This window comes from Nocardia sp. 348MFTsu5.1, from assembly GCF_000383535.1.
In the GTDB taxonomy this organism is placed as follows: domain Bacteria; phylum Actinomycetota; class Actinomycetes; order Mycobacteriales; family Mycobacteriaceae; genus Williamsia; species Williamsia faeni.
Genome location: NZ_KB911509.1, coordinates 653,934 through 674,235 on the forward strand (window position 1 = coordinate 653,934; position 20,302 = coordinate 674,235).

A 20,302-nucleotide genomic window follows, 5' to 3' on the forward strand; every position below is an offset into this window, starting at 1 on the left:
ACGATCCGACGTCCGCATCTGCTAGTGATGGGGAAACGACGACGAATGGAACCCCATGCCTGACGATCACGACCGCGGATCCGACTAGCCTCCAGGTTCGATCGGTTTCCCAAGTTCGTCAAGTGAGGGCGCGGCTGTTGTCCTTGAGTTCAAAACCGCTACGCCCCAGCTTGCGAGCGCCTTCCACCAGTGCCGCGCACACGCGGGCGGCGTCGGCGTAGCCCAGGCCGCCGGGTGGGTGAATGTTACTGATGCAGTTGCGCATCGAATCGGCCCGGCCCGGAGTCGGCAGGTGCGTGAGGTAGATCCCGACACTGTCGGCGACCGACAAGCCCGGCCGTTCACCGATGATGACGATGAGGGTGCCCACCTTTTGCGCCGCCCCGATGTGGTCACCGAGTGCCACGCGGGCCTGCGTGGCGATCACCGGTGGTGCGAGCGAATAGCGGGGTGCCAAAACATCTTTCAGAGCCGACAGCATCCCGGCCCCATGTTCGGACAGCGCAATCGGCGACAATCCGTCTGCCAGCACGAAGCCGACGTCGGCATCGGTTTCGGACACCGACTCCAGGTTTTCCGGCTCCCGCCCGAGATCCGGTCGCCGCAGATACTCGCTGCGATCACCCGCCTTACTGGTCACCACCAGCGGATCCCCCAGACCCACCGCCGCGACATCGGCGACGAGCGCATCGACATCAAGGGGTTGATGGACGGCGTCGCGGGCCGCGGCATGGGCGGCGGCAAACTCGAGCACGCGCGTCGTCGGCAGTGAATCACCGGTGCGCCCCAACCCGATTCGGGCCGCGGTTTGAAGCCGGAGCGCATCCCACAGTTCACTCATCAGGCCACCGGTCCCGCCAGCGAGCGAAGCGGTGAGGCTTCTGGCGCCAGATCCAGAACCCGTCCGTCCGGACCGAGCATCCCGACCCGGTCGAGCCAGGCCGCGAACTCCGGCGCCGGCGCCAAACCCAGTGTGCGGCGGGCATACAGCGCGTCGTGGAAAGAAAGGCTCTGATATCCGAGCATGATGTCGTCGGCGCCGGGCACGGTGATGACGAAGGGCACCCCGGCGACCCCGAGCAGTGTCAGCAGGTTGTCCATGTCGTCCTGATCGGCTTCGGCATGGTTGGTGTAACAGACGTCCACCCCCATCGGCAGACCCAGCAACTTGCCACAGAAGTGGTCTTCCAGACCGGCCCGCAGAATCTGCTTGCCGTCGTACAGGTATTCCGGGCCGATGAAGCCGACGACGGTGTTGATCAACAGCGGATCTAGTTCGCGCGCAACGGCATACGCGCGGGTCTCCAACGTCTGCTGATCAACCGGTTTGTCACCGGTACCGATGTGCGCGCCGGCCGACAACGCAGAGCCCTGCCCGGTCTCGAGGTACATCACGTTGTTGCCGACGGTCCCGCGCTGCAACGATTTGCCGGCCTCGTTGCCCTCTTTCAGCACAGCGAGGTCGACACCGAATCCCTTGTTGGCGCCTTCGGTTCCGGCTATCGACTGGAACACCAGGTCCACCGGCGCCCCGGCCTCGATCAGCCCGATCGTGGTGGTGACATGCGAGAGCACGCAGGATTGGACCGGAATCTCGTACCGCAGCCGGATGTCGTCGAGCAGATGCAGCAATTCCGATGTGGCGTGCGGTGAATCGGTCGCCGGGTTGATCCCGATCACCGCGTCCCCACAACCCAGCAACAATCCGTCCAGGGTTGCCGCGGCAACGCCCGTCGGATCGTCGGTCGGATGGTTGGGCTGCAACCGGGTGGCGAGCGTTCCCGGCAGACCGATGGTGGTCCGGAACGCCGTCACCACCTTCACCGCCCGTGACACCGCGATCAGGTCCTGGTTACGCATCAGCTTGCTGACCGCCGCCACCATCTCCGGTGTCAGCCCTCGGGACACCGACGTGAACGTGCTGGCCGCGACGTCTGCGGGGCCGGCGGCCACGTCGAGCAACCAATCCCGGAACTGACCCACCGTGAACGACGACACCGGCGAAAATGCCTGTGGGTCATGCGTATCCATGATGAGCCTGGTGATCTCGTCCGTCTCGTACGGCACCACTGTCTCGTTCAGGAACACCGTCAGCGGCACATCGGCCAGCGCCCACTGCGCCGCCGCCCGTTCGGTGTCCGACTCGGCGGCGCACCCGGCCAGTTCGTCCCCGCTACGAGCCGGCGTTGCCTTCGCCAGCAGCTCCACCAATCCATCGAACGTGTACGTGGTGCCGGCCAGGGTATGTCGATAGAGCGTCACACCTATTCCAATTCCTCGTCCGCCGCGGCCAGCAACGCGAACTCCTCGTCGGGCGAGTTCGCGACCAGGTGCTTGCGGCTGTACAAGCCAAAGTAGGCCATGAATGCAGCAAATGCTCCCAGACACCAGAGTGCGGCCGTGGTGTCGACGAGGAAGGTCGCGATCACCGAAGCGACGGCGATGACCAGTGCGAATCCGGTGGTGTAGATCCCGCCGGGGGTCTTGTACGGACGCGGCATCTGTGGCTCACGGACCCGGAGCACGATGTGACTGATCATCATCAACACGTAGCTGAGCGCAGCTCCGAAGACGGCCATGTTCAGCAGGATTGCGCCCTCACCGGTGAAGGTGAGGCCGAATCCGATGATTCCCGGGATGATCAGGGCCCAAATTGGCGCCTTCCGGCTGTTGGTGATCGAGAGCGCTGTCGGCAGATAACCGGCGCGCGACAACGCAAACAGCTGCCGGGAGTAGGCGTACATGATCGAGAAGAAGCTGGCGACCAAGCCGGCCAGACCGATGTAGTTGACGACCGTGGCCGCCGTACCGTCGAGCGCATCGACCAGTGGGTTCACGGATTCACCAACACCCTGCGCACCGAGCGCGCCGGTCGCCAGGAACAGCACCAGCGCACAGGTCAGCAACAGCACACTCATCGCGGCGATGATGCCCCGCGGCACGTTCTTTTCGGGGTTCTCCGCCTCTTCCGCGGCCAGCGGCACACCTTCGATGGCCAGGAAGAACCAGATCGCGAACGGAATCGCCGACCAGATCCCCAGGTAGCCGAAGGGCAGGAAGTCCGACGAGCCGGCCGCACCCGAATCGGGGGCGATGTCGGTGAGCAGGCTCGCGTCGAAGCTCCCGATGGCGGCGATACCGAAGATCACCAGACCGACGAGTGCGATCGCGGTGATGACGAACATGGCCTTGAGTGCTTCACCCGCTCCGACCAGGTGGATCCCGATGAATACGACGTACACGGTGAGGTAGACCCACCACCCGTCGGAGATACCGAACAGGTCCAGCGATTCGACATAGCCGCCGATGAAGGTGGCGATCGCCGCCGGGGCGATCGCGTACTCGATCAGGATCGCCGTGCCGGTGGCGAAACCACCCCACGGACCCATAGCCCGCCTGGCGAATGTGTAACCACCGCCCGCGGCCGGCAGTGCCGATGACATCTCTGCCATGCCCAGCACCATCGCAAAGTACATCGCGGCGATGATCACCGCCGCGATGAGCAGGCCACCGAATCCACCTTCGAGCAGACCGGCATTCCATCCGGCGTAATCACCGGAGATCACATAGCTGACACCGAGTCCGGCGAGGAGAACCCACCCGGCTGTGCCCTTGCGCAGTTGACGCTTCTGAAGATATTCGGCGGATTCCGAGATCTCAGGTGTATGAGTCATGCCGAACGGTATCCAAGGATTGCAGCCGCGAGGTTAGCTTCAGCTTGCGACCTTGTTTCGTACGTTTTGTTCAGCTCGTGACGACGGCTCTGCGATCCGCCCGCAACACATGCGGGAATGCACTCTCGCGATCCTGGAATGACAGGATCGACGGATTCAGGATCATGCCTTCACGGATCTCGATCGCCCGGGAAATGACCGGTGCGCGATCCCAGGACGACGGCCCGTCCATGATCACCTGCAGATGTGGGAGCAGCGCAGAACTGATTTCCCAGGTGGCCGAGTCCCACAGGTAGGACGGACTGTGGTCGACGGCGTAGTAGAGGACGTTGTTGCCGACGACAAACGATGGCTCATCGAAGGTGGTCGGACGCGCCCAACTGAAGCCCATGCCTTCGTCGCACGAGACATCGACGATGATGCTGCCTGCCGGAAACGTCTCCAGATCATCCTCATCGAGGAATGTCAGCGGCTGATCGGTGTTCTGCAGGACACAGTTGACGATGACGTCGTTGCCCGCGAGGAACTCGGCCACCGACACCCGACCGTCCGGAGTCTGCGCCCACATGGTGCCGGGGTCACCGTCATCGTGTTCGAGCTGAACGATCTGGGTTCCGTGGATCGGTGAACCTACCGCCGCGACGTCGCGGTTGGTCAGGACATGAACCTCATCGACACCGTGCGCGTTGAGCGCCGTCACCGCTCCGCGGGCGGTCGCCCCGAAGCCGATCACGGTGGCCTTCAGGCGGCGTCCGTAGTCGCCGGTCTTGCCGGCCAGCTCCAGCGCCTGCAGAACCGAGCAGTACCCTGCCAATTCATTGTTCTTGTGGAATACGTGAAGCGCGAAACGACCGTCGGCAGTCCAATGGTTCATCGCCTCGAATGCGATGAGCGTCAATCGCCGATCAATCGCGATCTGGGTGAGCGCAGTATCCTGGACACAGTGCGGCCAACCCCAGATCGTTTGTCCCACACGCATTTCGAGCAGATCATCGGCCTGGACCTTGGGCAGCAGGATCACATCACAATCGGCAATCAGCTCCGCGCGGGAAGCGATCCTTCCGACCAGGGGAAGCAGATCCGCATCAGTGACACCGAAACGCTCACCATATCCGTGCTCGAGCTGAATGTACGGATGCAAGGAAGGGTCGATATCGACAAAATGTCGCGGATGAATCGGTAGACGATGTTCATTCTCTTTGGCCGAATGTGCAAGTATCCCAATAGAAAGTGTGGGCACCTCAGCGCTTTTTGTTGCCACTGAAAATGGTCTCACCGGGAGCCGAATCTTCCTTGCCTTTTTTGATGGCACGCTTTTCTTTCAGGGACTTGCCGGACTTTTTGGACATGCCTTGACGAGGTGATTTGTCGGCCATGTTGGCGATCCCTTGATTGAGAACCTGATAGGTCCCGATGGGCTCATCCTACGCCCACCGGCTCCGGCAACCCCGGGCGCACGCCTTCACCGCGGAAGCGATGTGCAAAAGTCCGTGACCGCGGAGCGGTGTGCCAAAATCTCAGCATGCTTCGTATCGCCACCTGGAACGTCAACTCCATCCGCGCCCGCAGTGAGCGGGTGGTCAACTGGCTCGAGCGCTCGAACATCGACGTCCTGGCGATGCAGGAGACGAAGTGCAAGGACGCGCAGTTCCCCGCGATGGGGTTCGAAGCCGCCGGTTACGAGGTCGCCACCCTCGGCTTCAGCCAGTGGAACGGTGTGGCGATCGCCTCGCGCGTCGGCCTCGAGGACGTTGCGAAGCAATTCGACAACCAGCCCGGATTCAGCAAAGACGCGGAGATCGACCCGGCCCTGGAAGCCCGGGCGCTCGGTGCCACGTGCGGCGGCGTGCGGGTGTGGAGCCTGTACGTGCCCAACGGGCGCACCCTCACCGATCCGCACTACACGTACAAACTGGAATGGCTCGCAGCCTTGCGTGAGAACGCGGACAAGTGGCTCGCCGACGACCCGCAGGCACAGATCGCGCTGACCGGGGACTGGAACATCGCGCCGACGGACGACGATGTGTGGGACCCGGCGCTCTTCGAGGACAAGACCCACACGTCCGAACCCGAACGCAGCGCATTCCAGGCGATGATCAAGTCCGGATTCGCCGACGTGGTGCGACCCCACGCGCCCGGCCCCGGTGTCTACACCTACTGGGACTACACGCAACTCCGGTTCCCCAAACGCCAGGGACTGCGGATCGACTTCAGCCTGTGTTCACCGGCGCTAGCCACCCGCGTCACCCATGCCGAGATCGATCGCGAGGAGCGAAAAGGCAAGGGCGCCAGCGATCATGCGCCGGTCATCATCGAGCTCGGAGACTAGCCGCTCACTCTGCGGGGCGTTCGGTCAGTTCCTCGGCAACCTTGCGGAGCGCCCGCGCGAGCACGTCCCGCTCGGCGGCGTCGAGTCCATCGAGGGCCCGCTCCAGGGCCTGGACGCGACGCGACCGATTGCCGTTCACCAGTTCGACCCCGGATTCACTGGGCACCAGCAGGCTCGCCCGCCCGTCCGCCGGATCCGCGGTGCGCACCACCAGCCCATCGCGTTCCAGACCGGCGACGATCCGGGACATCGTCGGCACGGTCAGGTTCTCGCGCTCGGCCAGGTCGGACAGCCGAATCGGCTCCCCGGCGTCGTTCAGGACCCACAGCGCCGACAGCGAACTCAGCGGCAACGAACTCTTGTTCGCCCCGGCTCGCAACGCCCGGGCAATCCTCGCGAGATCACGGGACAGTGAGGCGGCGGCGGTACTGGGCGCTGTCATAAACAGTTAGTTTACGTGCGCATTTTCAGACCTGCTCATGCCAGACCCTCCGGAGGGAGGTAGCATGCGTGGCGGACAATCAAATCAACACGGGGGCTCCCACGAACCAGGGGCTGAGATGACGGCAGGCGGCCGTCGACTGTATGAACCTGACCGGATAATGCCGGCGTAGGGAGAACACCATGGCGACAGCCGTCCATTCCGTCACGACCGGACCCATTCGTGGCAGTTCCAAGACCTATCAACAGATCGATCATCTGCGCGTTCCGGGCCGACGCGTACATCTGTCCAACGGTGAGCACCTCGACCTCTACGACACGTCGGGGCCCTACACCGAGACCGACCCGCAGTACGACCTCGAAGTGGGTCTCCCCAAAACCCGCGACACCTGGCAACGACCCGCACCCAGCGACGGCGCCAGTACCCAGTTGGCCTGGGCGAGAGCCGGTTTGATCACCGACGAGATGCGGTACATTGCGGCCCGGGAACAACTTCCCGTCGAACTCGTCCGCGCCGAGGTCGCCGCAGGTCGCGCGGTGATACCGGCCAATCACCGGCATCCGGAATCGGAGCCGATGATCATCGGCAAGGCGTTCACCGTGAAGGTCAACGCCAACATCGGGAACTCGGCGGTCACATCGTCCATCGCCGAAGAGGTCGAGAAGATGGTGTGGGCAACCCGGTGGGGTGCCGACACCATCATGGACCTGTCCACCGGCAAGGACATTCACGCCACCCGTGAATGGATCATGCGCAACTCGCCGGTGCCGGTGGGGACCGTTCCCATCTACCAGGCGCTGGAGAAGGTCAACGGCGATCCGACCCAGTTGACATGGGAGATCTACCGCGACACCGTGATCGAGCAGGCCGAGCAGGGCGTCGACTACATGACGGTGCACGCGGGTGTCCTCCTGCGGTACGTGCCGTTGGCCGCGAACCGTGTCACCGGCATCGTCTCCCGCGGCGGTTCCATCATGGCCGCCTGGTGCCTGGCCCACCACGAAGAATCGTTCCTCTACACGCACTTCGACGATCTCTGCCGCATCTTCGCCCAGTACGACATCACCTTCTCACTCGGCGACGGCCTCCGCCCCGGCTCCATCGCCGACGCGAACGACGCCGCGCAGTTCGCCGAGTTGCGAACACTGGGCGAGCTGACCAAGATCGCCAAATCCTTTGGTGTGCAAGTGATGATCGAGGGTCCGGGCCACGTCCCCATGCACAAGATCGTGGAAAACGTCCGACTGGAGGAAGAACTCTGCGAAGAGGCCCCCTTCTACACCCTCGGACCTCTGGCCACCGATATCGCGCCGGGCTACGACCACATCACCTCGGCGATCGGCGCCGCGATGATCGCTCAGGCCGGCACCGCGATGCTCTGTTATGTAACCCCCAAAGAGCATCTCGGTCTGCCCAACCGGGACGACGTGAAGGTCGGGGTGATCACGTACAAGATCGCCGCGCATGCCGCCGACCTCGCAAAAGAACATCCGCGGGCACAGGACCGGGACAATGCCCTGTCCAAGGCGCGCTTCGAGTTTCGCTGGAACGACCAGTTCAATCTGGCGCTCGATCCGGATACCGCTGTCGAGTATCACGACGAGACGATGCCGGCCGAACCCGCCAAAACGGCACACTTCTGTTCGATGTGCGGACCGAAGTTCTGCTCGATGCGCATCTCTGCCGACGTCCGCGAATACGCGGAGAAGCACAACCTGGTGACGCAGGAAGACATCGACCGGAAGCTGGCGGCCGACATGGCGGCCAAGTCCCAGGAGTTCCTGAACAAGGGAGGTTCCGTGTATCTGTCACTGACCGAGGTGGATACGGTCGCAACGCCGTGAGTGAGACACCGCTGCTGCCGCTGCCGGAACCGGGCCAGACCCCCGTTCGCGTGATGACCATCGCCGGAACCGATTCCGGGGGTGGCGCGGGCATCAACGCCGACCTGCGCACCATGGCGCTGCTAGGAGTGCACGCCACGGCGGCGGTGGCGGCGGTGACCGTTCAGAACAGTCTGGGGGTCAGCGCCTTTCATGCGATCCCCCCGGAAGTGGTCGCGGGCCAGATCCGCTCGGTCGTCACCGACATCGGGATCGGGGCAGCCAAGACCGGCATGCTGGCCTCGGGCGACATCATCAACGCGATCGTCGATGTCGCCGGAGACCTCGACATCGGTCGCGGCGGGACGATCCCCCTGGTGGTCGACCCGGTGTGTGCGTCGATGCACGGCGACCGACTCCTGGCCGATGAGGCGATGGATTCGTTGCGCGGCAAACTGATCCCGATCGCGACCCTCATCACACCGAACCTCGATGAGGTGCGGCTGATCACCGGGATCGATGTGACCGATCGGGCCAGTCAGGAGGCCGCCGCCCGGGCGCTGCACGCACTCGGCACCCAGTGGGCACTGGTCAAGGGCGGCCATCTGCGGACGGATCCGAACAGTCCCGATCTGCTGTTCGACGGATCCGACTTCATCGAGTTGACCGCAAAACGCATCGACACCGCGCACGATCACGGCGCCGGGGACACCTTGGCAGCGGCCATCACATGTGCACTGGCCCACGGTTATTCGGTGCCCGATGCGGTGCGTTTCGGCAAATCGTGGGTGACCCGTTCACTGGCCGCAGCCTACCCGCTCGGGGCAGGCCACGGACCGGTGAATCCGCTGTGGCGCCTGACTGTCTGAAGGTCAGGTGTCGCGCCGGTCGGTGACCAGCACCCCGGCGCCGAACATCACCACGGCGAACACCAGGTAGTAGATCAGCGAACCGTATCCGTTCCAGTGCCAGTCGATGCCCAGGTCGCCGCCGTCGATGAAGTGACTGCCGTTGAGGAACGGAAGGAACGGGCCCACCGCATCGCCCACCTTCGGGATCACCGACAGCACACCTTCGAGCACCAGACTCCAGACCAGCAGGATCACGATGGCCCCTGCCGTCTGCCGGATCAGTGCACCCAGACCGAGACCGATCAGAACCGACAGGAATGTGTACAGCGGAACGCCCCAATACAACCGGAGTGCGTCCGAACCGAGCAGCGCCAGATCGTTGCCGGAGATCGACTTGGCCAGCGGCAGCGAGATCACGGTCAGGACAAACGTCAACAGGGCCGACAATCCGCCGTAGACAGCAGCTTTGGCGAACATCACATTCGACCGCTGCGGAATCGCCTGGAACGACGTCCGAATGGTCCCGAAGCGGAACTCGCTGGTTACCGCCAGAACAGCCATGATCATCAGGACTGTGACACCGAAGGCTGTGGTGCCGACCAGGAAGTCGGATTCCGATGTATTACTGCTGCTGCCGCTGTCAGAGGTGGTGGCCCAGGCCAGCAGGATTGCGAGTCCGAGTCCGAGCAGCACCACGATGCCGCTGCACCAGTACGCCGACCTGGTGGTGAGCAGTTTGATCCGCTCGGCTGCGATTGCATGTGCCAGCATCAGTTGGTTCCCCCCCTCTGGTTCCAGCCCTGCTGGTTCCAGTCCGGTTGCTTCGCGCCCTGTTGATTCCAGTCCTGTTGTGGCGGTGGACCTGACGGCGCCCATCCGGGCGGCGGTTGGTGGGCACTGCTCGCCATGGAGTCGCTGCCGTGGTACTCGACGGATCCGGCGGTCATCGACATGAAGACCTCTTCCAGTGAGGCTGTCGACCCGGACAGCTCGTGCAAGCCGATTCCGTTGGCAGCCGCGATGTCACCGACCTGATCGGTGGTCACGTTCTCGAGACTCAGCGCCGGGGATCCGTCGTCCTCCGGGATCGGGACGGACCGTAGCCCGGCGGCGGCAAGTGCTGCTTGCAGTTCGCCGAGCCGGGGACTACGCACCCGGACCGTGATGTGAGCACCACCGGTGAAGTCCTTCACCGAAGAGTCCGCGATCAACCGTCCCCGTCCGATGACGATCAGATGCTCTGCGGTCAGCGACATCTCGGTGAGCAGGTGGCTGGACACCAGCACCGTACGACCCTGATTCGCCAAGGCTCGCATGAACTTTCGGATCCAGACGATGCCTTCGGGATCGAGGCCGTTGACCGGTTCGTCGAACAGCAGGACTCCGGGATCGCCGAGCAGTGCGCCGGCGAGGCCCAGACGCTGCGACATGCCCAGCGAAAACCCGCCGGCCTTTTTGCCCGCCACTTCGGTGAGCCCCACGTCTGCGAGGACCTGGTCGACGCGATGTAGCGGAATCCCGTTGGACGCCGCCATCCACCGGAGGTGATTGCGGGCGGTTCGGTTCGGGTGCACCCACTTTGCGTCGAGAAGAGCTCCCACCTGCGTCAACGGATTCTTCAGGTCGTGGTACGGCCGTCCGTTGATGGTCGCGGTCCCGGCGGTGGGACGGTCCAGACCGAGGATCAGCCGCATCGTGGTCGATTTGCCGGCACCGTTCGGCCCGAGGAATCCGGTCACCAGACCGGGCTTCACATCGAAGGTGAGGTTGCTGACCACCTGGTTCTGGCCGTAGACCTTTGTCAATCCCTGAACACTGATCATGCCCAACAGTCTGCCATCGCGGCATCGCGAATCTGCGGAGTACCAGGTCAGCGATCCATGTCCGGTGATGATGCCTGCGCCCAGAACCGTTTCGGGATACGCCCGGCGCCATGGGCCAACCGGCCGGCGACCACAGCGGCGCGCATGGCGGCGGCCATACGGGGTGGGTCTGACGCCCGGGTGACCGCCGAGGCGAGCAACACCCCGGAGCAACCCAGTTCCATCGCCAGCGTGGCATCACTCGCGGTCCCGATACCCGCGTCGAGGATAACCGGTACCTGCGCGGCCGCGACGATCATCTCGATGTTGTGCCGGTTGATGATCCCGAGTCCGGTACCGATCGGCGATCCCAGCGGCATGACCGCAGCCGCACCCGCGTCTTCGAGCCGGCGGGCCAGGATCGGATCGTCGTTGCTGTACGGCAACACCACGAACCCGTCGTCGACCAACGCGGTGGTCGCCGCGACCAGTTCGGGTCCGTCGGGCAGCAAGGTGCGGTCGTCGCCGACAACCTCGACCTTGACCCAATTGGTACCGAGTGCCTCCCTGGCGAGTTGGGCGGTCAGCACCGCTTCGGCGGCCGACCGGCAGCCGGCTGTGTTCGGCAGTACGTCGATGTTCAACCGGCGCAACAGGTCCAGCACACCCGTCCGGCCTGTGGAGTCGACGCGCCGCATCGCCACAGTCGTGAGTTCGGTTCCCGAGGCGATCAGGGCCTCTTCGAGCACAGCCAGATTCGCTGCGCCCCCGGTTCCGGTGATCAGTCGCGAGTGCAGTGTGCGATCACCGATGATCAGCGGATCATCCACCTTGCACCGCCGTCAGGATCTCGATGCTGCCACACGATCCGAGTCCGGTGTGCCATGTGGACTTCGGACGCACCTGACCGTCAACCGCGATGGCCACGCCGGTCCGCGGCAGGTCGAGGTGGTCGAGCAGTTCGACCACGGTCATCCCGTCGGGCAGCGCGGTGGCCACCCCGTTGACGACGACATCGGTTGTCATGAAAATCTCCCTGGATCGACGGCCGGTTCATCAATGTTGTTGCCCGCGAGCATGTCCGCGACGAGGTCCGCGGTGATGGCGCTCATCAGGATGCCGTTGCGGCCGTGGCCGGTGGCCGCCGACGTGCGATCGTCGAGTCTGCCGATGATCGGGAGTCCGTCGGGTGTCAGCGGACGGAGCCCGGCATCGGCGGAGAGCAGGCGGTACTCGCGCAATGACGGCATCAACTCGATCGCGTCGGACAGCAGGTCGGCGACACCACCGACCACCGGTTGCAGGTCCGCATCGCCGTCGTACTGGGTCGCCCCCACCACAACTCCGTCCGATCGCGGCACGATGTAGACCGCGCGGCCGTTGATCAGCCCACGGACAACATGTTTGGGCGGCGCGAGCGCACCACGGGCCCAGCCGAGCCGCAGTACCTCACCCTTCGACGGATACACCGGCAGACCCGGCCACAGCTTTGCCGACCCCACACCCGCGGTCAGCAGTAGCTGATCACCCGGCAGGGTGTCGTGATCGACGACCTCCCCCTCGACCCGGCGAACACCGAGCGCAGCCACCGCGTCGGTGAGCACAGCCAACAGCCGCCGGTTGTCGACGGCCATCTCGCGACGGGCCAGAAACCCGCTCCGCACCCGTGTCGACACGGCGGGTTCGAGGACGCGAATCTCTTTGCCGGTCAACGGCAGCACGGGATGTCCGCGCTCACCGAGCCAGTCCGCGGCCATCGTGAGTTCACCCACATCGGCACTGTCCACCCCCGCCATCACGCTGGACCGCGCCGCGCTCACGCGGGGGTCCGCCAGGCGTTCCAGAAAAGCCGGCCACCGCTCCATCGCGCGTTCGGCAAAGGCGAGGTAGGTGTCTTCACCGGTGCGGCTCTCACCGGCGATACCCAGCATCCCGGCCGCGACGGCCGACGCCGCGTCACCCCGGCCCGGGTCATGAATGGTTACCTGCCAGCCACTTTCGGCCGCCCTGAGCGCACAGGACAACCCGATGACGCCGCCACCGACAATACCGAGGGTCTTCATCCCACGTCCTTCCTTCGCCGGCATTATCCGGATCAGGTGTAACGGTCTCGCGGACGGTTCGTGTCCTGCGATCTCAGCCCGAGCGAATCCCTCGAGCACCCGTGTGTGTACTGCCGATCACCATACGCCGGTACATTCGGGCACTGTGACTGCCCACGATCGCCCCGGCACTGCCCGTAATCGTTTGACTGCTGCCCGGCTCTACCTCTGCACCGACGCCCGCCGTGAGCGAGGTGACCTCGCCGAGTTCGCCAACCGCGCACTCGCCGGTGGTGTCGACATCATCCAGCTCCGCGACAAGGGTTCACCGGGCGAGCGCGAGTTCGGTCCGCTGGAAGCCGCTCAGGAACTGGACCTGCTCGCCGAACTCGCCGAGGTGACCAGGAATCACGGCGCGCTGCTCTCGGTCAACGACCGCGCCGACATCGCCGTCGCGTCCGGCGCCGACATCCTGCACCTCGGCCAGGACGACCTGCCGGTCTCGGCGGCCCGCCGCATCGTCGGCGACGACATCGTCATCGGCCGCTCCACCCATTCGGCCGCCGAGGCAAGAAGCGCCGCCACCGAAGCCGGGGTCGACTATTTCTGCACTGGCCCCTGCTGGCCGACACCCACCAAACCCGGACGCAGCGCGCCGGGCCTCGAGTTGGTGCGGGATACCGCGACGCAGGGAACCAGCCGCCCGTGGTTTGCCATCGGAGGCATCGACGAGCAGCGGTTGCCCGAGGTCATCGCCGCCGGCGCCCATCGCATCGTGGTGGTCCGGGCGATCACCGCCGCCGAAAATCCGGAGGCGGCAGCACTCCGTTTGACGGACATGCTCCTTGCATCTTCCAAAAACTGAGCGCTAGGGTGGTGCTCATCATGATGAAGCAGCTTCTCGTAGTTCACCGCCGTAGCGGGGTCTGATTCGACCGGCCCCCCGCTGCGGGCCGTTCTGCTACCTGCTGGTCGTCCTCACTCCCGGAAGACCAACTCTCATGAACACTCACATCCACACCGATTCGATCTCCTCGCACCGACACTGCGACCACTTCACCGCTCGTCTGGGGCGGCCACTGCCGACGGCCCTGCGCGCCGAGGCCGCAGATATGAGCTGGTCCACCTTCACCAGCACCTATGCCCCCACCTCGGGACCGATCCGGCTGGGATCCTGGACGGCCGACCGCGGCGCCGACGACCTGCTGTTCTGTCGGGCAACCATCGCCGACGGTGACACCATCTCGGCGCTGACGGCCACCGCCCCCGGACCGATCGGGGCACTCACCGACATGCTGTATCAGCTCGGTGCCGGGCTCGAGATCGTCTGCATCCACCAGTACGACCACGCGGACGGAGTCACCACGATCTTGCGCTGCGACCGCGACGGTCGACGGATCTGGGCGATGGGCACGGGCACCAGCGGCGAGGACTCGACACTCGGGGCAATGATCGCGGCGGCGAACCGACTCAGCTGACGGTGTCGGAATCCGATGCCGCGACAATCGTCACGAGTTGGGACCTCAGGTCCGGCCAGCTCGCCCCGAAAGCCGGATGCAGCGGCAGCTCGCCCACCTTGTCGGAGCTGACCCAGCGCAATTCCACCGACTCGAGATTCGCGGTCGTCACCAGCGGGGTCGCAACCTCGGCGATCACCGTGGTGTAGGTCCAGCCGCTGGGTGCGCGATGTGTCACCGATTCGGTGTGCACGGTCAGTTCCGCGTCGGCGATACCGGCTTCTTCGTCGGCTTCGCGCACGGCGGTGTCGATCGCACTCTCGTGGGAATCGCGGGCTCCACCGGGCAGCGCCCAGGTTCCGCCCTGATGGCTCCAGACCGCGCGATGCTGTAACAGAATCAGCGCCTCACCCGCTTCACTAAGTGTGAAGAGCAATAGCCCGGCAGCACCGTGACGGCCCCAGTATCGCGACCCGTCCGCGTCGAAAACCCATCCGTCGCCGTCGCCTCGCACCCGACACCTCCTCGCAGCCCGCGGTTGTTGATTGTCACGCTACTTGGAGTGACCGAGTGACACGGGGGCGCACTGCCACAAGGCAATGATCATTCGCAGTAATGTCGCTGTCAGTTCTAGAAATTCTTCGATCAGGACACGACCCGAGAGACCGGGCGGACGCCAGGAAGAAGGGACCGCGTGACCGGCGGCAACGCAACATCTTTGCGTACCCGGTTCATGCGTGCGGATAAGCCCTACGCCGACCGGCCGGCACCGCTGACGCGTCGCGAACTGATGAATCTGACCCGTGAGCGGTCGGTGTCGCACCCCATCACGAACATGCGGGAGATCGCCAAGACCAGCCCCGGCAGGCTGATGATCATCCTGGCGGTCCTGATCATCTCGTGCGTCACCGTCGGCTGGTATGCCTCCAACACTCTCGACCAACGCACCAGCACCCTCGAAGAGATGATCAACGACACCGAGCCCCTGGCCGAGGCCTCGCAGGTCCTCTACAGCTCGCTCTCGATCGCCGACGCCGCTGCCAACACCGCATTCATCTCCGCCGGCCTCGAGCCCGCGGCACTTCGTGCCGACTACAACAATGCGGTGGCGACGGCAGCCAACGCCCTGATCCAGTCGGCCAGCGGGACGTCGATGGACAGCACCCAGGTCCGCCAGGATCTGACGACCCTGTCGACGCAACTGCCCGTCTACACCGGACTCATCGAATCGGCCCGTCTCAACAATCGCCTGGGCAACCCGGTCGGATCGGCGTATCTGGGCGAGGCGTCGAACATGATGCAGGAGACCATTCTGCCCGCCGCGGAACGTCTCTACACCGAACGATCCGAAGCCATCGGCGATGCCCGGACCAACTTCACCAAGCCACCGTGGGGCGTCTACTTCGCCCTGGCGCTCGTCTTGGCGGCATTGATCGCCACCCACCTCTACATCGCGCGTCGCAGCCGCCGCCGATTCAACGTCGGGTTGCTCATTGCCATCTGGTGCGTGGTGATCGGGTTGATGTGGTTGCTGATCGGCGGATTGTTGTCGGTGAAGTCGACGAGCGATGCAGAGAACCTCGGGGCCGCACCGCTCGGCGAACTCACCTCTGCCCGGATCCTCACCCAGCAGGCCCGATCGGACGAAACCCTCTCGCTCGTCCGCCGCGGAGATGAGCAAGCTCTCGAGGAGAGCTGGGGCTCCGCGATCAACGAGATCGACGCGGTGCTCGACGACTATCTGGCCGACGACCGCAAAGACGTGGCCGAGGACTCGGTCACCGAGGCCCAGAGCGCACTGGCCCTCTGGCGCGAGGCTCATGCGGCGATGCTGGAACGCGCCAACGCCGGCGACTTCAACGGTGCCACCGCCATCGCGGTCGGCGACAACCCGGACGGATCCGCGGCCGCCTACACCGCGCTCGATGACGCACTGGTCGAGGGCATCACGGTCACCAGGGAAACCTTCCGTGATGACATCAACACCGCCTGGGTCGTGATCGGTTACGCCGGCCTGGGAATCCTGCTACTGGGTATCGCCGCGGCCGTCGCGTCCGTATTCGGCATCGGACCGCGGATTCGGGAGTACCGGTGATGATGCGACCGACCATGCGACGTACTCGCCGACCGGCCACCGCCGCCGCTGCCATCGCCCTGACTGCGGCCTTGCTGGCCGGCTGCGTGGACACGTCCGCACCACCGAGCGATCCCCCCTCCGCCGTCGCGGCCTGGCCCACACCAGCCGGAGTCAGCACCAACGCTCCGGTGGAAGCGTCACCGGCCACCGAATCCTGCGATGCCACCGCAAGCCTGACGCCCGGTCCGATGCCGACACCCGGTCAAATGCCGCCCAACACCAGCATGGACTCCATCTACAAACGTGGCTGGCTCAAGGTCGGCCTCGACATCGGTTCGAATCTCATCTCATTCCGTGACCCGATCAGCGGGAACATCGAGGGTTTCGACGTCGACATCGCGAAGGAAGTCGCCCGCGGTATCTTCGGGGATCCCGAACGCATCGAGTTCCGGATCCTCAACTCCGACGACCGGATCAAGGCGCTCAAGGACGGTTCGGTCGACATCGTGGTCAAGACCATGAGCATCACCTGCGACCGGCTCCAAGAGATCGCCTTCTCCACGGTGTATTACGAAGCGTCCCAGCGAATACTGACCATGCGCAGCTCGGGCATCAACGGTGTTGCCGACCTGTCCGGCAAGCGGGTGTGTGCGGCTCGCGGGACCACCTCGATCGCCCCGATCCAGCAGCGGGTACCCGATGCCATCGTCGACACCGTGACGAGCTGGGCGGATTGCCTCGTGATGCTGCAGCAGAACCAGGTGGATGCCGTCTCGACCGACGATGCCATCCTCGCCGGCATGGCGGCCCAGGATCCGTACCTCCACGTCGTTGGGCAGAGCCTCGGCGAGGAGCCTTACGGGATCGGCATCAACAAGTTCGACGAGGACCTGGTGCGCTTCACCAACGGGATCCTCGAGCAGATCCGCGCCGACGGGACGTGGTTCGAGATCTACAACCGCTGGCTGTCGAGCCTGGGGCCGAAATACTATCCGCCGCAACCCGAGTACCGGGATTAGGACGGAAATCTATTGACTGAGCATCCGTCTTCCGACAAGACCCCTGAGGTCGGCACCCAAGCCGCCACGTTCAGGGATCTCGAGTTGGCCACGGAACCCACCGGCACCAACCATGCGGATGTCAGGACGCAGGCCGTACCGATGGACATGGCCTTCACGGAACCGACCGCACGCACACCGATCGGCACTTCCAGCCAGCCCGCCGTCCTCGTACCCACCAGCCGGAATTCGCGTAGCCGACGGCGACTCGGCGGCGGCCTGGTGGACGTGCCGCGCGTCCACGACATCGAACCCTTCGACGCAGTCATGGACGATGCCGTCATCCCCGAGGCAAAACGGTTGTGCTGGAAGTGTGGCCGACCGGTGGGAAGGTCGTCGGGCGAAGGCAAGGGATCGGAGACCGGAACGTGCAACACCTGCGGCGCTCGATACTCCTTCGTCCCGGGTTTGAACAAGGGAACCATGGTCGCCGACCAGTACGAGATCGCGGGCGCCATCGCCTACGGCGGGCTGGGCTGGATCTACCTGGCAATCGACCACAACGTGTCCGATCGGCCCGTGGTCCTCAAGGGCCTGCTCAACTCGAAAGACTCTCAGGCACAGGCCGTTGCGCTCGCAGAACGCCAGTTCCTGGCGTCGGTCTCGCATCCCGGAATCGTGAAGATCTACAATTTCGTCGAGCACCACGATCGGCGCGACAACACCTTCGGCTACATCGTGATGGAGTACGTCGGCGGTAGCACACTCAAGGACATCACTTCCGCCGCGGACGAATCCGGTTCGCGCCGAAAGCAATTGACACCGGAGCAGGCCATCGCCTACCTGCTCGAGGTCTTGCCGGCCGTCACCTATCTCCACTCGGTGGGACTGGTGTACAACGACATCAAGCCCGAGAACATCATGATCGGCAGCGAGGACGTCAAGCTGATCGACCTCGGTGCCGTCTCCCGCATCAACGGCTACGGCCATCTGTACGGGACACCCGGATTCCAGGCCCCCGAGATCGTCCGGACCGGCCCGCAGGTCGCGACCGACATCTACAGCCTCGGACGCACCCTCGCCGTGTTGACCGTCGACATGCCGATCGAGAAGGGCCGCTACCTCGACGGTCTCCCGGACCCAGCGGATGTGCCCCTGTTCCAGGAGAATCCGTCGTTCTACCGGCTGTTGCAGCGCGCCACCCATCCCGACCCCGGCCAGCGGTTCACCACCGCAGACGAGATGGCCGGACAACTGCTCAACGTGTTGCGCGAAACCGTCGCCGCCCACACCGGCATCCCCCGCCCGGGGTTGTCGACGGTCTTCAGCCCCCAGCGAACCACCTTCGGCACCGAGATGATGCTGGCGCCCGTCGACGGCATCCTCGAGCCGGTCCGCACCCGACGAAACCTGGACCCGATCGACATCGTGGCGGCCCTTCCGGTCCCGCTGGTCGACCAGTCGGATCCGGCGGCCGGACTGCTCAATTCGACAGCGCTGTCCGAGCCGACCCAGACACTCGACTCGATCCGCAGCGCACGCGAGGGCGGCTTATCGTCGGTCATCGGCACCGACCCGTCCGACGATCATCCCTCCCGCGAGATCGACCTGATCGAGGCTCGTGCATACCTCGAACTGGGCGAGGCACAAACGGCCCTCAACCTCCTGAACGACGCCACCGAACATCACGGAAAGTCCTGGCGCACAGACTGGTTCATCGGATTGGGCACCCTGCTGATCGGCGATGTCCCGACGGCGCACGAACGGTTCAACGACGTCCTCTCCGCGATGCCCGGCGAAGCCGCCCCCAAGCTGGCCGTGGCGGCGACGGCGGAACTCATGGGCCGCCACGAGGTTGCGCTTTCGCACTACAGGTCGTTGTGGCAGACCGACCGCGCCATCATCACCGCCGCATTCGGCCTGGCGCGCATGCGGTTTGCCATGGGAGACATCCCTGGTGCGGTCAGGGCACTCGACGAGGTACCCCCGACCAGCCGCCACTACAACGCCGCCAACTGCACCTCGGTTCTGACCCTCGTCCACGGACGCGACCCGGCATCGGTTCAGGAAGACGAACTACGCGAGGCCGCACGGCGTCTCGAATCCATGTCGGACGCCGAGCCACGCAAACAACGATTGGTGATCCTGGTCCTGGGCATCGCACTCGGTTGGATCCATCGCCGCCCCGACCAATCCCCCACCGACGCATCGGCACGGGGCGACATCCTCGGCTACCCGTTCAACGATCACGGACTCCGAGCCGGTACCGAGAAGTCACTCCGACGACTCGCCCGCAGCACCGTCAACCGCACCCAACGTTTCCGCCTGGTCGATCTCGCCAACTTCGTTCGACCACATACATTGTTCTGACCTCTGGCAGTCTCACGAACTGAGCGTGTCGGACCCTCCAGATAGCATGGAACGCTTGGCAACTGCCTACGACCGAAAGATGTTGCCAGACAACGGAAATATTCATGTCGAACGCTTGTGCGAACTTGCATTTGCGGGTACATTGGAGCCATGGACTTCGGGGGAATGTTCGCCAGGCTTTCAGATCTGGTAGGGGATGCGGCTTTGGTTGCCGGCGACGATGCGCAGGTGTCGTCGCGTACGGTGGCGGTTATTCGACTCAATCATGTAGTGGAACAACTACTCCGACTGGTGGGTGAAATTGACACTCGTGGGATCGCGCAGAAATCCGGAAAGGGATCTACGGCGAAGCTGCTACAGGAAGCCGGGATGGCGCCAGTGGTGGCCCACCGCTACGTGCGGGTGGGCAAAGCACTGAAGGACATTCCATCGGTCGC

20 protein-coding genes, 1 pseudogene and 2 riboswitches are annotated in these 20,302 nt (G+C 64.4%); of the genes and pseudogenes, 9 read left to right on the forward strand and 12 right to left on the reverse strand.

The annotated features are described in order from the left end of the window. Nucleotides 1-118 precede the first annotated feature (118 nt). The 5 genes from eutC to H290_RS31910 all read right to left on the reverse strand — a co-directional run bounded on the left by eutC (nucleotide 119) and on the right by H290_RS31910 (nucleotide 5,050). Nucleotides 119-841: an ethanolamine ammonia-lyase subunit EutC gene (eutC, locus tag H290_RS0103120; protein ID WP_020105305.1), complete on the reverse strand. Its 723-nt coding sequence runs from the start codon at nucleotides 839-841 to the stop codon at nucleotides 119-121. Then, nucleotides 841-2,262, reverse strand: coding sequence for an ethanolamine ammonia-lyase subunit EutB (locus tag H290_RS0103125; RefSeq protein WP_020105306.1), 1,422 nt, complete (start codon nucleotides 2,260-2,262; stop codon nucleotides 841-843). Before H290_RS0103125 ends, eutC begins: the two co-directional genes overlap by 1 nt. 2 nt (nucleotides 2,263-2,264) lie before the next feature. Continuing rightward, a complete protein-coding gene (eat, locus tag H290_RS0103130; RefSeq protein ID WP_020105307.1) occupies nucleotides 2,265-3,674 on the reverse strand; it encodes an ethanolamine permease in 1,410 nt (469 codons plus the stop codon). A gap of 70 nt (nucleotides 3,675-3,744) precedes the next feature. Beyond that, on the reverse strand, nucleotides 3,745-4,935 hold the full coding sequence (locus tag H290_RS0103135; protein ID WP_036517694.1) for a N(5)-(carboxyethyl)ornithine synthase: 1,191 nt from the start codon (nucleotides 4,933-4,935) through the stop codon (nucleotides 3,745-3,747). Further along, a complete protein-coding gene (locus H290_RS31910; RefSeq protein ID WP_020105309.1) occupies nucleotides 4,916-5,050 on the reverse strand; it encodes a hypothetical protein in 135 nt (44 codons plus the stop codon). The genes H290_RS0103135 and H290_RS31910 overlap by 20 nt, the downstream gene beginning before the upstream one ends. A gap of 146 nt (nucleotides 5,051-5,196) precedes the next feature. Between H290_RS31910 and H290_RS0103145 the strand changes: the two genes are divergently transcribed. Beyond that, nucleotides 5,197-6,003, forward strand: coding sequence for an exodeoxyribonuclease III (locus tag H290_RS0103145; protein WP_020105310.1), 807 nt, complete (start codon nucleotides 5,197-5,199; stop codon nucleotides 6,001-6,003). Between the two features lie 4 nt (nucleotides 6,004-6,007). Here H290_RS0103145 and H290_RS0103150 read toward each other — a convergent pair whose 3' ends face one another. Beyond that, nucleotides 6,008-6,445: a MarR family winged helix-turn-helix transcriptional regulator gene (locus tag H290_RS0103150; protein ID WP_020105311.1), complete on the reverse strand. Its 438-nt coding sequence runs from the start codon at nucleotides 6,443-6,445 to the stop codon at nucleotides 6,008-6,010. A gap of 79 nt (nucleotides 6,446-6,524) precedes the next feature. Continuing rightward, nucleotides 6,525-6,637: riboswitch (TPP riboswitch) on the forward strand. On the opposite strand from H290_RS0103150, the gene thiC reads away from it, so the two are divergent. Both thiC and thiD read left to right on the forward strand, forming a co-directional pair. After that, complete coding sequence (gene thiC, locus H290_RS0103155; protein WP_020105312.1) at nucleotides 6,628-8,289, forward strand: phosphomethylpyrimidine synthase ThiC; 1,662 nt, start codon at nucleotides 6,628-6,630, stop codon at nucleotides 8,287-8,289. (Overlaps the previous riboswitch by 10 nt.) Nucleotides 8,290-8,342: 53 nt before the next feature. Then, nucleotides 8,343-9,137 (forward strand): bifunctional hydroxymethylpyrimidine kinase/phosphomethylpyrimidine kinase, encoded by a 795-nt coding sequence (thiD, locus tag H290_RS0103160; RefSeq protein ID WP_081631477.1) that lies wholly within the window; start codon nucleotides 8,343-8,345, stop codon nucleotides 9,135-9,137. A 3-nt stretch (nucleotides 9,138-9,140) separates the two neighbouring features. Here thiD and H290_RS0103165 read toward each other — a convergent pair whose 3' ends face one another. The 5 genes from H290_RS0103165 to thiO all read right to left on the reverse strand — a co-directional run bounded on the left by H290_RS0103165 (nucleotide 9,141) and on the right by thiO (nucleotide 12,984). Continuing rightward, a complete protein-coding gene (locus tag H290_RS0103165; protein ID WP_020105314.1) occupies nucleotides 9,141-9,890 on the reverse strand; it encodes an ABC transporter permease in 750 nt (249 codons plus the stop codon). Beyond that, nucleotides 9,890-10,942 (reverse strand): ABC transporter ATP-binding protein, encoded by a 1,053-nt coding sequence (locus H290_RS0103170; RefSeq protein WP_020105315.1) that lies wholly within the window; start codon nucleotides 10,940-10,942, stop codon nucleotides 9,890-9,892. The genes H290_RS0103165 and H290_RS0103170 overlap by 1 nt, the downstream gene beginning before the upstream one ends. 47 nt (nucleotides 10,943-10,989) lie before the next feature. Further along, on the reverse strand, nucleotides 10,990-11,751 hold the full coding sequence (locus H290_RS0103175; RefSeq protein ID WP_020105316.1) for a thiazole synthase: 762 nt from the start codon (nucleotides 11,749-11,751) through the stop codon (nucleotides 10,990-10,992). Continuing rightward, nucleotides 11,744-11,947, reverse strand: coding sequence for a sulfur carrier protein ThiS (gene thiS, locus H290_RS0103180; protein ID WP_020105317.1), 204 nt, complete (start codon nucleotides 11,945-11,947; stop codon nucleotides 11,744-11,746). Before thiS ends, H290_RS0103175 begins: the two co-directional genes overlap by 8 nt. Beyond that, nucleotides 11,944-12,984: a glycine oxidase ThiO gene (gene thiO / locus H290_RS27665; protein ID WP_020105318.1), complete on the reverse strand. Its 1,041-nt coding sequence runs from the start codon at nucleotides 12,982-12,984 to the stop codon at nucleotides 11,944-11,946. Before thiO ends, thiS begins: the two co-directional genes overlap by 4 nt. After that, nucleotides 12,975-13,097: riboswitch (TPP riboswitch) on the reverse strand. Its footprint overlaps the gene before it by 10 nt. Before the next feature lie 32 nt (nucleotides 13,098-13,129). On the opposite strand from thiO, the gene thiE reads away from it, so the two are divergent. After that, on the forward strand, nucleotides 13,130-13,828 hold the full coding sequence (thiE, locus tag H290_RS0103190) for a thiamine phosphate synthase (protein ID WP_081631467.1): 699 nt from the start codon (nucleotides 13,130-13,132) through the stop codon (nucleotides 13,826-13,828). A 136-nt stretch (nucleotides 13,829-13,964) separates the two neighbouring features. Then, a complete protein-coding gene (locus H290_RS0103195) occupies nucleotides 13,965-14,441 on the forward strand; it encodes a hypothetical protein (protein ID WP_020105320.1) in 477 nt (158 codons plus the stop codon). On the opposite strand, the gene H290_RS0103200 is transcribed toward H290_RS0103195, so the two are convergent. Beyond that, nucleotides 14,434-14,934, reverse strand: a complete 501-nt coding sequence (locus H290_RS0103200; protein WP_020105321.1) for an NUDIX hydrolase — start codon at nucleotides 14,932-14,934, stop codon at nucleotides 14,434-14,436. The genes H290_RS0103195 and H290_RS0103200 overlap by 8 nt on opposite strands. Before the next feature lie 219 nt (nucleotides 14,935-15,153). On the opposite strand from H290_RS0103200, the gene H290_RS0103205 reads away from it, so the two are divergent. The 4 genes and pseudogenes from H290_RS0103205 to H290_RS31570 form a co-directional block, all read left to right on the forward strand. Then, nucleotides 15,154-16,515 (forward strand): hypothetical protein, encoded by a 1,362-nt coding sequence (locus H290_RS0103205; protein WP_020105322.1) that lies wholly within the window; start codon nucleotides 15,154-15,156, stop codon nucleotides 16,513-16,515. After that, nucleotides 16,515-17,516, forward strand: coding sequence for a glutamate ABC transporter substrate-binding protein (locus H290_RS0103210; protein ID WP_020105323.1), 1,002 nt, complete (start codon nucleotides 16,515-16,517; stop codon nucleotides 17,514-17,516). Before H290_RS0103205 ends, H290_RS0103210 begins: the two co-directional genes overlap by 1 nt. Before the next feature lie 12 nt (nucleotides 17,517-17,528). Beyond that, nucleotides 17,529-19,865: a serine/threonine-protein kinase gene (locus H290_RS0103215; RefSeq protein ID WP_020105324.1), complete on the forward strand. Its 2,337-nt coding sequence runs from the start codon at nucleotides 17,529-17,531 to the stop codon at nucleotides 19,863-19,865. A 150-nt stretch (nucleotides 19,866-20,015) separates the two neighbouring features. Then, nucleotides 20,016-20,302: pseudogene (locus H290_RS31570) on the forward strand (HNH endonuclease); the annotation flags it as partial.

Excerpts from the sequence above, each read along its gene's own strand:
- H290_RS0103195 (WP_020105320.1), top strand. The coding sequence starts at position 13,965 with ATGAACACTCACATCCACACCGATTCGATCTCCTCGCACCGACACTGC.
- H290_RS31910 (WP_020105309.1), bottom strand. The coding sequence starts at position 5,050 with ATGGCCGACAAATCACCTCGTCAAGGCATGTCCAAAAAGTCCGGCAAG.
- H290_RS0103210 (WP_020105323.1), top strand. The coding sequence starts at position 16,515 with ATGATGCGACCGACCATGCGACGTACTCGCCGACCGGCCACCGCCGCC.
- H290_RS0103170 (WP_020105315.1), bottom strand. The coding sequence starts at position 10,942 with ATGATCAGTGTTCAGGGATTGACAAAGGTCTACGGCCAGAACCAGGTG.
- H290_RS0103165 (WP_020105314.1), bottom strand. The coding sequence starts at position 9,890 with ATGCTGGCACATGCAATCGCAGCCGAGCGGATCAAACTGCTCACCACC.
- H290_RS0103150 (WP_020105311.1), bottom strand. The coding sequence starts at position 6,445 with ATGACAGCGCCCAGTACCGCCGCCGCCTCACTGTCCCGTGATCTCGCG.
- thiO (WP_020105318.1), bottom strand. The coding sequence starts at position 12,984 with ATGAAGACCCTCGGTATTGTCGGTGGCGGCGTCATCGGGTTGTCCTGT.
- H290_RS0103145 (WP_020105310.1), top strand. The coding sequence starts at position 5,197 with ATGCTTCGTATCGCCACCTGGAACGTCAACTCCATCCGCGCCCGCAGT.
- thiS (WP_020105317.1), bottom strand. The coding sequence starts at position 11,947 with ATGACAACCGATGTCGTCGTCAACGGGGTGGCCACCGCGCTGCCCGAC.
- eat (WP_020105307.1), bottom strand. The coding sequence starts at position 3,674 with ATGACTCATACACCTGAGATCTCGGAATCCGCCGAATATCTTCAGAAG.
- thiD (WP_081631477.1), top strand. The coding sequence starts at position 8,343 with ATGACCATCGCCGGAACCGATTCCGGGGGTGGCGCGGGCATCAACGCC.
- H290_RS0103205 (WP_020105322.1), top strand. The coding sequence starts at position 15,154 with ATGCGTGCGGATAAGCCCTACGCCGACCGGCCGGCACCGCTGACGCGT.
- eutC (WP_020105305.1), bottom strand. The coding sequence starts at position 841 with ATGAGTGAACTGTGGGATGCGCTCCGGCTTCAAACCGCGGCCCGAATC.
- thiC (WP_020105312.1), top strand. The coding sequence starts at position 6,628 with ATGGCGACAGCCGTCCATTCCGTCACGACCGGACCCATTCGTGGCAGT.